The organism is Salmonella enterica subsp. arizonae, from assembly GCF_008692845.1.
Classification (GTDB): Bacteria; Pseudomonadota; Gammaproteobacteria; order Enterobacterales; family Enterobacteriaceae; genus Salmonella; species Salmonella arizonae.
The window spans coordinates 1-12,026 of sequence record NZ_VXJW01000020.1; the positions used below are offsets into that span (position 1 = coordinate 1).

At 54.3% G+C, this 12,026-nt stretch carries 12 protein-coding genes and 1 riboswitch; of the genes, 4 read left to right on the forward strand and 8 right to left on the reverse strand.

The window, feature by feature from the left end; genetic code table 11:
• Window positions 1–524 precede the first annotated feature (524 nt).
• Together purH and purD are read left to right on the forward strand one after the other, a co-directional pair.
• Window positions 525–2,114 carry a bifunctional phosphoribosylaminoimidazolecarboxamide formyltransferase/IMP cyclohydrolase gene (gene purH / locus F4V61_RS21140; RefSeq protein ID WP_038397219.1) on the forward strand — a complete coding sequence of 530 codons (1,590 nt, stop codon included), beginning with the start codon at window positions 525–527 and terminating at the stop codon, window positions 2,112–2,114.
• Between the two features lie 11 nt (window positions 2,115–2,125).
• Window positions 2,126–3,415 (forward strand): phosphoribosylamine--glycine ligase, encoded by a 1,290-nt coding sequence (gene purD, locus F4V61_RS21145; protein ID WP_058820041.1) that lies wholly within the window; start codon window positions 2,126–2,128, stop codon window positions 3,413–3,415.
• On the opposite strand, the gene zraR is transcribed toward purD, so the two are convergent.
• Both zraR and zraS read right to left on the reverse strand, forming a co-directional pair.
• Window positions 3,412–4,737: a sigma-54-dependent response regulator transcription factor ZraR gene (gene zraR / locus F4V61_RS21150; protein WP_058820040.1), complete on the reverse strand. Its 1,326-nt coding sequence runs from the start codon at window positions 4,735–4,737 to the stop codon at window positions 3,412–3,414. The genes purD and zraR overlap by 4 nt on opposite strands.
• 5 nt (window positions 4,738–4,742) lie before the next feature.
• Window positions 4,743–6,140, reverse strand: a complete 1,398-nt coding sequence (zraS, locus tag F4V61_RS21155) for a two-component system sensor histidine kinase ZraS (RefSeq protein ID WP_058820039.1) — start codon at window positions 6,138–6,140, stop codon at window positions 4,743–4,745.
• Window positions 6,141–6,392: 252 nt separating this feature from the next.
• Between zraS and zraP the strand changes: the two genes are divergently transcribed.
• Entirely contained in the window at window positions 6,393–6,848 is a 456-nt protein-coding gene (gene zraP / locus F4V61_RS21160) for a zinc resistance sensor/chaperone ZraP (protein ID WP_079833322.1), read from the forward strand.
• Between the two features lie 85 nt (window positions 6,849–6,933).
• Here the strand turns inward: zraP and F4V61_RS21165 are convergent, their stop codons facing one another.
• The 6 genes from F4V61_RS21165 to nudC all read right to left on the reverse strand — a co-directional run bounded on the left by F4V61_RS21165 (window position 6,934) and on the right by nudC (window position 11,288).
• Complete coding sequence (locus F4V61_RS21165) at window positions 6,934–7,626, reverse strand: DUF1481 domain-containing protein (protein ID WP_038397223.1); 693 nt, start codon at window positions 7,624–7,626, stop codon at window positions 6,934–6,936.
• Between the two features lie 11 nt (window positions 7,627–7,637).
• Window positions 7,638–7,910 (reverse strand): nucleoid-associated protein HU-alpha, encoded by a 273-nt coding sequence (gene hupA / locus F4V61_RS21170; protein ID WP_001044509.1) that lies wholly within the window; start codon window positions 7,908–7,910, stop codon window positions 7,638–7,640.
• A gap of 186 nt (window positions 7,911–8,096) precedes the next feature.
• On the reverse strand, window positions 8,097–8,687 hold the full coding sequence (locus tag F4V61_RS21175) for a YjaG family protein (RefSeq protein ID WP_000940089.1): 591 nt from the start codon (window positions 8,685–8,687) through the stop codon (window positions 8,097–8,099).
• Window positions 8,688–8,728: 41 nt separating this feature from the next.
• Complete coding sequence (gene nfi, locus F4V61_RS21180) at window positions 8,729–9,400, reverse strand: deoxyribonuclease V (protein ID WP_000362358.1); 672 nt, start codon at window positions 9,398–9,400, stop codon at window positions 8,729–8,731.
• A gap of 9 nt (window positions 9,401–9,409) precedes the next feature.
• Entirely contained in the window at window positions 9,410–10,474 is a 1,065-nt protein-coding gene (gene hemE / locus F4V61_RS21185) for a uroporphyrinogen decarboxylase (RefSeq protein WP_058346072.1), read from the reverse strand.
• A gap of 40 nt (window positions 10,475–10,514) precedes the next feature.
• Window positions 10,515–11,288 (reverse strand): NAD(+) diphosphatase, encoded by a 774-nt coding sequence (gene nudC / locus F4V61_RS21190; RefSeq protein WP_038397225.1) that lies wholly within the window; start codon window positions 11,286–11,288, stop codon window positions 10,515–10,517.
• 92 nt (window positions 11,289–11,380) lie between these two features.
• On the opposite strand from nudC, the gene rsd reads away from it, so the two are divergent.
• Window positions 11,381–11,869, forward strand: a complete 489-nt coding sequence (gene rsd, locus F4V61_RS21195) for a sigma D regulator (RefSeq protein ID WP_000934318.1) — start codon at window positions 11,381–11,383, stop codon at window positions 11,867–11,869.
• A gap of 52 nt (window positions 11,870–11,921) precedes the next feature.
• A riboswitch (TPP riboswitch) is annotated at window positions 11,922–12,022 on the forward strand.
• Window positions 12,023–12,026: the final 4 nt, after the last annotated feature.

A 12,026-nucleotide genomic window follows, 5' to 3' on the forward strand; every position in this document is an offset into this window, starting at 1 on the left:
CTTCGAGTGCCCACACAGATTGTCTGATAAATTGTTAAAGAGCAGGTGCGACGCGGCTTTCAGCTCACCGTCGCGAGGTGGCGTATATTACGCTTTCCTCTTTCAGAGTCAACCCTGAATTTCAGGATTTTTCTCTTCAACCGACCGGCTGTTTGTGTGAAGTGATTCACAGCCACCGTGTCGATGGAGGCGCATTATAGGGAGTTCTCTGCTGACCGCAATAGAAAAATTGCAGAAAAATGACTGTTTGCTGTATTCCCCAGCAAAACCCCGATTTATACCCATTTACGCACAGACTTATCCACAAAACGCTCGTTCATTTCTTCGATCCTCTCTCTGCAAACGATCTTTCAGGGGTAAAAATGGGACCGGAATTTAAAAAGAAAAATTTACGAGCGTTGCGCAAACGTTTTCGTTACAATGTCGCCGAAAAATGAGGATGGCCCCGTAAGGGGCGTTAGCTGAGTTTTTCACGAAAAATTCAGCTAACGCTCTCTGTAATCGTCAAATCCAGGGGATTTACCATGCAACAACGTCGTTCAGTCCGCCGCGCTCTGCTCAGTGTTTCTGACAAGGCCGGTATCGTCGAATTCGCCCAGGCACTTTCCGCACGCGGTGTGGAGCTGCTGTCAACAGGAGGCACCGCTCGCCTGTTAGCAGAAAAGGGTCTGCCAGTGACCGAAGTTTCCGATTACACCGGTTTCCCGGAAATGATGGATGGACGCGTAAAAACCCTGCATCCGAAAGTTCATGGCGGCATTCTGGGGCGTCGTGGTCAGGATGATGGCATTATGGAGCAGCATGGTATCGCGCCAATCGATATGGTAGTGGTTAACCTGTACCCGTTCGCCGAGACCGTGGCACACGTTGGTTGTTCGCTGGAAGATGCAGTAGAGAATATTGATATCGGCGGGCCAACTATGGTGCGTTCCGCCGCCAAGAACCATAAAGACGTGGCTATCGTGGTGAAGAGCAGCGACTACGACGCCATTATTAACGAGATGGATGCCAACGAAGGTTCCCTTCTACTTGAAACCCGCTTCGATCTCGCCATCAAAGCCTTCGAACACACCGCCGCCTACGACAGTATGATCGCCAACTACTTCGGCAGCATGGTTCCGGCCTATCACGGTGAAAGCAAAGAAGCCGCTGGTCGCTTCCCGCGCACCCTAAATCTGAACTTCATTAAGAAGCAGGATATGCGCTACGGCGAGAACAGCCACCAGCAGGCAGCCTTCTATATAGAAGAAAATGTTAAAGAAGCGTCCGTTGCCACCGCGCAGCAGGTACAGGGCAAAGCGCTTTCCTACAACAACATCGCCGATACCGATGCGGCGCTGGAGTGCGTAAAAGAGTTTAGCGAGCCAGCCTGTGTCATTGTTAAACACGCAAATCCATGCGGCGTAGCGGTAAGCGCCTCTATTCTGGATGCCTACGATCGCGCCTACAAAACCGATCCGACTTCCGCATTCGGCGGCATCATCGCCTTCAATCGCGAACTGGATGCTGAAACCGCGCAGGCGATCATCTCTCGCCAGTTTGTTGAAGTCATTATCGCCCCGTCCGCTACTGAAGAAGCGCTGAAAATCACCGCCGCCAAGCAGAACGTTCGCGTACTGACCTGCGGTCAGTGGGCACAGCGTGTTCCGGGCCTCGACTTCAAACGCGTTAATGGCGGTCTGCTGGTTCAGGATCGTGATCTGGGTATGGTGAGCGAACGCGAACTGCGCGTAGTGTCTAAACGCCAGCCGACCGAACAAGAGCTGCGTGACGCGCTGTTCTGCTGGAAGGTGGCGAAGTTCGTCAAATCCAACGCCATTGTCTACGCCAAAGAGAACATGACTATCGGCATCGGCGCAGGCCAGATGAGCCGGGTCTACTCCGCGAAAATCGCTGGGATTAAAGCCGCTGACGAAGGGCTGGAAGTGCAAGGTTCGGCAATGGCGTCTGATGCCTTCTTCCCGTTCCGTGACGGTATTGATGCTGCCGCTGCCGTGGGCGTAAGCTGCGTGATCCAGCCTGGCGGCTCTATCCGTGATGATGAAGTCATTGCCGCTGCCGATGAACACGGTATTGCGATGATCTTCACCGACATGCGCCACTTCCGCCATTAATGGAGCGAAACATGAAAGTATTAGTGATTGGCAACGGCGGGCGCGAGCACGCGCTGGCGTGGAAAGCGGCACAGTCGCCAAAAGTAAAAACCGTGTTCGTCGCTCCGGGTAACGCCGGTACTGCGCTGGAACCCACGCTGCAAAACGTCGCTATCAGCGTGACCGATATCCCGGCACTGCTAAGTTTTGCCCAAAACGAGAAGATTGACCTGACTATCGTCGGCCCGGAAGCACCGCTGGTAATCGGTGTGGTTGACGCTTTTCGTGCTGCGGGCCTGAAAATCTTCGGCCCGGCCGAAGGCGCGGCGCAACTGGAAGGTTCAAAAGCGTTCACCAAAGATTTTCTCGCCCGTCATAACATCCCGACGGCGGAGTACCAGAACTTTACCGAAGTTGAGCCTGCGCTGGCCTACCTACGCGAGAAAGGCGCGCCGATCGTTATCAAGGCCGATGGCCTGGCTGCCGGTAAAGGCGTTATCGTGGCGATGACGCTAGAGGAAGCTGAAGCCGCCGTTCATGACATGCTGGCAGGTAACGCCTTTGGCGATGCCGGCCATCGCATCGTCATCGAAGAGTTCCTCGACGGAGAAGAAGCGAGCTTTATCGTGATGGTTGACGGCGAGCATGTGCTGCCGATGGCCACCAGCCAGGACCACAAACGCGTGGGCAACGGCGATACCGGCCCGAACACTGGCGGTATGGGCGCTTACTCCCCAGCTCCCGTAGTCACTGATGAAGTCCACCAGCGCACCATGGAACGGATCATCTGGCCCACCGTGAAAGGCATGGCGGCGGAAGGGAACACCTACACTGGCTTCCTGTACGCGGGCCTGATGATCGACAAGCAGGGCAACCCGAAGGTTATCGAGTTCAACTGCCGCTTTGGCGATCCGGAAACGCAACCGATCATGTTACGCCTGAAATCGGATCTGGTGGATCTGTGCCTCGCCGCCTGCGACGGCAGGCTGGATGAGAAAACCTCCGAGTGGGACGGCCGCGCCTCGCTAGGCGTAGTGATGGCGGCCGGCGGTTATCCTGGCGCCTATCGCACCGGCGATGAAATCCACGGTCTGCCGCTGGAAGAGGTCGCGGATGGTAAAGTATTCCACGCGGGCACAACACTGTCTAATGATGATCGCGTACTGACCAGCGGCGGCCGCGTCCTGTGCGCTACCGCGCTGGGTGATACCGTTGCCGAAGCACAGCAGCGCGCTTACGCCTTAATGACCGATATCCACTGGGATGATTGCTTCTGCCGTAATGATATCGGCTGGCGCGCCATCGAACGTAAGCAGAGCTAACGCGATAATTTCGCCAGCAGCGTCTTACGCGTAATCCCTAACTGGCGGGCGGCTTCCGTTTTATTGCCGCCCGTTTTTTCCAGCGCCGCCAGAATGACCTCTTTTTCTACATCGACCAGCGGTTGAATCCCGGCGCTGTTTTCCGTTTTTATCGGCGTCGCTGTAATAGTAAGAGGAAGCTCGCGCTCAGAAATGTATTCTCCCGTCAGCAACACGACCGCCCGTTCGATAGCGTTTTCCAGTTCGCGTATATTACCCGGCCAGTCGTAGTGGATTAATAGATCCATCGCCTGTGGCGTGAAACCTTTTACCGCTTTACGGTTACGTCCGGCAAAACGCCGCAGAAAATGGTCAGCCAGCAACGGAATGTCTTCCTGGCGCTGGCGCAAAGAAGGCATTTCAATCGCCACCACATTCAGGCGGTAATAGAGATCCTGGCGAAAGCGCCCGGCGCTCACCTCTTCCACCAGGTCACGATGGGTGGCTGCAATCAACCGAACATCCACAGAGATCGTCTGGTTGCTTCCCACGCGTTGCACTTCGCGCTCCTGAATCGCGCGCAGTAAACGTACCTGCATTAACGGGGAGATATCGCCAATCTCATCAAGAAACAATGTCCCGCCGTCAGCTTCGACAAAGCGTCCCTCCCGACGTTTATCCGCGCCGGTAAACGCGCCTTTTTCGTGGCCGAACAGTTCAGACTCCAGCAGAGATTCATTAAGCGCGGCGCAATTGAGCGTTACCAGAGGCTTATCGCTCCGGGCGCTGCAGGCATGTAGCGCCCGCGCTACCAGTTCCTTGCCGGTACCGGAGTCACCGTGAATCAATACCGTGGCATCTGATGGCGCGACCATCGCGATTTCATTCAGTAAATGCTGCATCGCCGGACTTTCCCCAACCATGCCAAACTGCGCGGCAGGCACAGAAGGCGACTCGGCGTCGCCATCCCGCGTATGCGCCAGCGCGTTTTCCAGCGTCTCCTGCAGATGGTCAAAATCCAGCGGTTTAATTAAGTAGTCAAGTGCTCCGGCTTTCAACGCCTCTACCGCGGTTTCCACGCTGGAGAACGCCGTCATGATTAAAATCGGAATGGCCGGGTTAAGGAGTTTGATCTCTTTCAGCGTGGCGATACCGTCCATCTCCGCCATACGGACATCGCACAGCACCAGATCAAAGACCTTCCCGCGCACCTGGGCCAACGCATCATGTCCACTGTAGACCAGAGTGACGCTATAGCCCCAGCCCCGCAGCAACGCCTGTAAAATCGTGCAGTGACTTACATCATCATCCACAACCAAAATATCGATTTTTCCGCGTATCACCCTTGTTAATCCTGTTGTCTCGCAGTCACTGGCAACCAGATAGTAAAGACCGTGCCTTTACCCTCAATACTCTTCACCGTAATCGCGCCGCCATGTTGTTCGATGATATTTTGCACCACCGCCAGCCCCAGGCCTGTTCCGTCAGCTTTCGTCGTAAAGTAAGGCGTAAAAATCGCCTCCAGTTGATCCGGGGAGATCCCTTTCCCGTTATCAGTAACAGTGATGATAACGCGGTCGGTCCCACTTTCTTTCGCCTCTACGGTAATCGTTCCCTGACGGCCAATCGCATGAATGGCGTTCAGGTATAAATTCAACAGCACCTGAGTCAGCCTGTCCGGGTCAGCCTGGATGCGCGTAAGCGCCTCATTAGCCGTGAATCTCAACTTAATCTCTCTGCTGTGGGCATCCTGACTGACCAGATTCAGGGAGTGGGTAATAATATCATTGAGGTTAACCGTCTGGAGCGACAGATGCGCAGGCTTTACCAGTTCGAGCAACTCGCTTACCACCCGGTTCAAACGGTCGGCCTCTTTGGCCATCACCTGCGCCAGTTCATGCGACTCTCCGCCTGCAGGCGTGCGCTCGGCAAAGTATTTTGCCAGTCCTTTGATGGACGAGAGGGGATTACGAATTTCATGCGCGACGCCCGCCGCCAGATGCCCCATCGCGACCAGTTTTTCTTTACGCTTCATCGCATCAAGCAATTCTCTGTGCGAACGCTGATAACGCTGATGCCAAAAAAACGCCAGTAACGTTGCCAACAGTACCGCCACTAAAGCAGACAACACAATCAGCGTATTGCGCCGCTCTCTTGCCTGGGTCGCGGCCAGCTCGCTGGCGTCAAAGGCAATAAAAATAGTTTGTTTCGCAGGTTCATCGTCGCTGGCGCAACGCGCCATTCCGTGCCCCTCCATGCTGTGGCCTCTCATACCGAAAAGCGGCTGGAACTGGCGGTAAATTTCCAGCGCAGGCACCGTCTCGCCGTTATCAGCAACGTCGACACGCCGCCAACGCTCCTGCGGCCTGGGGTTTAGCTGATGCATTTCAGATGCGGAATAGAGCGATTTGCCCACCATGCCAGGGTTGCTATGAGTAAGGATTACCCCCTGCGCATCCGTGACGGCGAACCACAGCACGCCGGGCTGGCCCGCCATCTCTTCCAGCAATGTTTGCTGCTGAGCGTGATGCATCCGCATTCCCATACCTACTCGCGTGCCGGACTCCAGAGCGCGAATGAGTACATTTCCCTTTTCCAGCAGCGTCTGCCTGGCGGCAGCGCTCTCACGGCCATAGTCGCGAATGACCATAATGGAAAATAGCCCCACCAGAATGAAAATCGCCGCAGGTAGCAACCGACTCAACCACGTTGCGGCGGCATCTTTATGTAATCGCATAAAACTCACAGGCCTTCCCCAGCTCGTTTTTATTTTCCTTACTTTAAGCAGAGATCATGCCATTCTTCGCTCCGCATAACCGCGCGTTGTTGCACACCCTTCCGGATAAGCGGGTAAAAATGACTCGCCACGCAGATCATGCGAGTCATTTTTACCCGCTTTTTGCCGCCTGAAGCGAATTCAGACGCCGTCAGATAAGGAATAGCTACCTGGCACGGAAGATGCATAAAGAGGATAAGATGAGCAACCGGAGAACGCAAAATGAAACGGAACAATAAATCAGCTATCGCGCTAATCGCCCTCTCTCTTTTGGCCCTGAGTTCCGGCGCCGCCTTCGCCGGGCATCACTGGGGCAACAATGACGGTATGTGGCAACAGGGAGGCGGCCCGTTAACGACGGAACAGCAGGCGTCGGCGCAGAAGATTTATGATGATTACTATACACAGACCAGCACACTACGCCAGCAACTGATATCTAAACGTTATGAGTACAACGCGCTGCTGACCGCCAGTTCGCCAGATGCCGCGAAAATTAATGCGGTTGCCAAAGAGATGGAGTCATTAGGCCAGAAGTTAGATGAGCAACGCGTGAAACGGGATGTCGCGATGGCGCAGGCAGGCATACCACGCGGCGCAGGAACGGGCTATGGCGGTTGCGGCGGCTATGGCAGCGGTTATCATCGCGGCGGCGGCCACATGGGAATGGGACACTGGTAAGTCACTTTTGCCGAACGACAGCTTCGCCTACAAACCGCGATACAGGGCCGGATAAGACACATTCGCGTCGCCATCCGGCATTCCATCAAAAGGTTTTCGCTTGCGGTTGCCAGCGACAGAAGTCTGAATTCGCCACCAGCAAAAGTTGCGAGCCTTCCGGCGCCTCCAGCCATGCCACGCTCACCTCTACCGATGAGTGGTTCTGGCGGCGCTCAATGTGACTTATTGCCCAGGAATCCAGATCCGGCTTCAGAGTTTCACCTTCGCAGGTTGTTACCGTATGGTCGGCGTGCCAACGTCCCTGCCGTAGAATGACCCGCCCCAGGCGCAATGCGTCGCTGGTCTGACGGATTTGTTTGGCGCGATAGCGATACAAGGCAATTTGATCGCTGGAAAGCTGCTGCTTCTGCCCCCCGACTTCACGCTGCATAAAACTGAGTTCGCCACGGGCGTCGAAACGCGCGCGAATATGTTCTGCCGGTTTGCTGTAAATATTGAGTTCAATAAGCGAAAGCGTATCACCCTGCCAACGATATTCGCTGGTCGTCGTGCTGCCGCTATGCCACGGGCTGAAAACAGAAAGCAGGTGGACTTCATTATTCGTATCTTTACGCCAGATACGCACAGCACCCTGATCGCCTGCAAAGCCGCTGGCAGTAAACGGAGGCGGTGAAGCGTCATGACTGCAGGCTGTCAGCAACAGCGCGCCCGAAAAAAGAAGCGCGCGACGCCAGACAGACAAAAGGGGCTGACGAGCCCCTTCGATAAAACTGTTCACAGCTACGCGTCTTACTTAACTGCGTCTTTCAGTGCCTTACCAGAAACAAATGCCGGTACGTTAGCGGCGGCGATTTTGATTTCTTTACCGGTCTGCGGGTTGCGGCCAGTGCGCTCAGCACGGTGGTTTACTTTGAAGGTACCGAAACCAACCAGTTGTACAGCATCGCCTTCTTTCAGAGACTCAGTAATAGCAGCCAGAGTGGATTCCAGAGCAGCTTTAGCCTGGGTTTTGGACAGTTCTGCTTTGTCTGCAATTACATCAATCAGTTGAGTCTTGTTCATAAGTTATCCTTACAATGTGTTTATCGCTTGCTAAGCATCGAGTGCGACGGAAATGCCAGAAAAGCACTCTCCTGCATACACGCACCGATAGCCACTTTTTTTCGCCTCCCAAATGTAGACCAGACGGGGGGCAGAAGGGAAGCCTTATGGCACGACAAATCAGGCGTTAAATCACGTTTTCTGGTGTCATTGCTGAAAATTTATACCGATATTGCTCTCGCCAGCCTCGCGCAGGTCTGCCCTGAGCCCTTTTATCAGTTCAATATCGCGTTCTTCGCAGTCGGCTAAAAGTCGGAATATTTCCCACTGAATATCCCATTCCTGTTCAACAGCAGGGTTCTTTTTGAGCTCCTCATCGGTCATTTCCCGACCAGTCTGAGTCATTTCCAACATCGCTACCGTAGTGATGGAAGTCTTACTCACCTCAATAGCATGTTCCAGCGTTTCGCCACTGAGACGAGAATGTATTAATTCGCTTAATGCAACGCAGGCATCGATCGCCGGATAAACGCCATACAAATCGTAGTCGTCGGCAGCGGGAATGGCCTCTTCAAATTTCTCCAGTTGGCTGTCGAAATTGACCTTCGCATCTTTCACCGTCAGGGTTTCCCAGATCAGATCCAGAATGCGACGGTAAATTTGCCCGTCGCCGAATTCCGTCTGCTTGCAAAACATGGCGTAGTTCGGGTACATGCGCTCGCACAGGCAGGCCATAAAGGTAACGTGCTGCCAGCTTTCCAGCCGTTCCAGACGCAAATGAATCGGGTTTTGTAACATGATGGAATCTCGAATCGGAAATTAGCGGCAGTTTACCTGAATCAGCGCTGAATTTCTTGCCAACGAACAAACGCCGGACGCCCGGAAGCGACGGCATCCGCCCAGCGCGTCGGCTCTGGCAGGCGATACCCTTTCATACAGCGTTGGACCCACGCTAGCGCGCTGTCAGTACTGACCCGGTGCCCTGTCGCGATAAACAGCGGATTACAGCGCGCCTTGCTGCGCCATACCCATGCCAGCTGCTCGCCTTTATCCATTAAGGCGCTAAGCGCGCCAGGTTCGGCGGAAAGCGGTTCAAATTTACCGCATAGCCGTTTTTTCGCCACGCCGATCGTCGGCACGTCCACCAACAGTCCAAAATGGCTGGCGACGCCAAGCCGACGCGGATGCGAAATACCGTGACCATCCACAAACAGCAGATCGGGTTTTTGCGAGAGCTGCTCCCACGCCGCCAGCAGCGCAGGATATTCACGAAAAGAGAGAAAGCCGGGAATATACGGCATAGTGGTAGCGATACGCGCCACCTTGTACTCGACCAGCTCAAGCGACGGATATTTCAGCAATACCATCGCCGCACGCGTCACCTCGCCGCCCTGCTCAAAACCGACGTCCGCCCCGCCGATAAACGCCGGCGGATCTTTGTCCAACCGATCTTCGCGGCAAACCGATGAAGCAAGTTCTATCTGTTGAGCGCGTAGCGACGCGAGATCCATACTAACTCCTTAGTTGTGATACTGCGCAGAAAGTCGGTGCACCGCCTCCACAAATACGCCAGCATGTTCTGGCGGCACATCCTGATGAATGCCATGTCCGAGGTTAAAGACGTGCCCTTCTCCCTGACCGAAACCAGAAAGTATAGTCGCGACTTCGTCTTCGATACGGGCTGGCGGCGCATAAAGCATTGAGGGGTCCATATTGCCTTGCAGAGCGACCTTATGACCCACACGGCGACGCGCATCGGCAATATCGGTCGTCCAGTCAAGACCCAGCGCGTCGCAGCCGGTTTCCGCCATCGCCTCCAGCCACTGACCGCCGCCTTTGGTGAACAGAGTCACCGGTACCCGACGCCCGTCGTTTTCACGCAGCAGGCCATCCACGATTTTATGCATGTAGTACAGGGAGAAGTGCTGGTAATCGCGGCCGGTTAGCACGCCGCCCCAGGTGTCGAAAATCATCACCGACTGCGCGCCCGCTTTGATTTGCGCGTTGAGGTACAGCGTGACGCTTTTCGCCAACTTATCCAGCAGCAGATGCAACGCCTGCGGGTCAGCGTACATCATCTTTTTAATCACCGTGAAGGCTTTGCTGCTGCCGCCTTCCACCATGTAAGTTGCCAGCGTCCACGGACTGCCGGAAAAGCCAATCAGCGGAACCTCGCCTTTTAGTTCGCGGCGAATCGTACGCACCGCATTCATCACATAACCCAGTTCATCTTCCGGATCGGGAATGGGCAGCTTATCGACATCGGCTTTGCAGGTAACAGGAGCCGTAAAGCGCGGGCCTTCCCCGGCTTCAAAATAGAGCCCCAGTCCCATCGCGTCCGGAACTGTCAGGATATCCGAGAAAAGGATCGCTGCATCAAGCGGATAACGGCGCAGCGGCTGTAAAGTGACCTCGCAGGCCAGTTCGGCATTTTTGCACAGTGACATAAAATCGCCAGCCTGCGCGCGAGTGGCTTTGTACTCCGGCAGATAACGGCCGGCCTGGCGCATCATCCACACTGGCGTAACATCAACGGACTGGCGCAGCAGCGCACGCAGATAACGATCGTTTTTGAGTTCGGTCATTTTTACATTCCTTTAGCGTTGATGCGCCCAGTGTAACATGTCAGTCGTATTCAGCCCGACACATTGCCACCGTATCTTCGACCAAACGGCGCGCGACGGTGCCCGGCGGCGGCAGTAGCGGAAGATCGTCATAACGATACCAGTTCGCTTCCAGCAACTCTTTAGGGTCAATAACAATATCGCCGCTATCATACTCCGCCATGAAAGCGGTCATCAGCGACTGCGGGAACGGCCACGGCTGGGAAGTCACATAGCGCAGATTTTTAACTTTAATCCCGCTCTCCTCCATCACCTCGCGCGCTACCGCCTGCTCTAAGGTTTCGCCTACTTCGACAAACCCGGCCAGTACCGTATGCACGCCGTTACGGTGGCGAACATGCCGGGCAAGCAGAAGAGAATCCTCACGGCGAATGGCGACAATAATGCAGGGGGCGATTTGCGGATAGTAACGTTCGCGGCAATGGCTGCACAGCATTGCCCATTCGGTTTTGCTCGGATGCATGGGGTGCCCGCAATAACCGCAAAATTTATGCGAGCGATAAAATTCCGCCAGTTGTACGCCGCGCCCCGCCAGTTGGAACAGCCCTGCATCCTGATCGATAACCTGGCGTACCGATCCCATATCATGACGCCGATGCTGCAATACCAGCCAGACGGGATCGCCTTGCCATTCGCCTATCCGGAGTGCGCGCTGCCCCACAAGATCGAAATTTGCCGCCGGCCCGTGTGGTAATTCCCCATACGGCAACCATAATTTTTGTTCATGGCTGACTATCCACCAGCCACTCTCTAATTTTTCAATTATACGATCCATAGCTCTTGCACTACCTTTGCTTCACTGGCATGTTGTTAACATTATTTTTACATTTTTGGCAAACAGCCTTTATCTAACTTGCGGAGACAATCATGCTAAACCAACTGGAAAACCTGACGGAGCGCGTTGGCGGAAGCAACAAACTGGTCGATCGCTGGCTACATGTACGTAAGCACCTGCTCGTGGCTTACTACAATCTGGTTGGCATTAAGCCTGGCAAAGAATCGTACATGCGACTGAATGAAAAAGCGCTGGATGATTTTTGTCAGAGCCTGGTCGATTACCTTTCCGCTGGGCACTTCAGTATTTATGAACGTATTCTCCATAAATTGGAAGGGAACGGTCAGCTTTTACATGCGGCAAAAATCTGGCCGCTGCTGGAAGATAATACGCAGCGCATTATGGATTATTATGATTCCAGCCTGGAAACCGCCATCGATCACGATAATTGTCTCGAATTTCAACAAGCTCTGTCAGATATCGGCGAGGCGCTGGAAGCCCGCTTTGTGCTGGAAGACAAGCTGATTATGCTGGTCTTTGACGCGATGCACGACGGCGCCAGAGTCAAACGTCCCGCTTGAGTTTTACGCCGTTAACGGGTACGTTACAAACTTCCCCCTCTTATGAGGGAATGCCATCTTGTCGGAGTGCCATTTTTGGCTGAGACCGTTAATTCGGGATCCGCGGAACCTGATCAGGTTAATACCTGCGAAGGGAACAAGAGTAATTCTGCTTTAT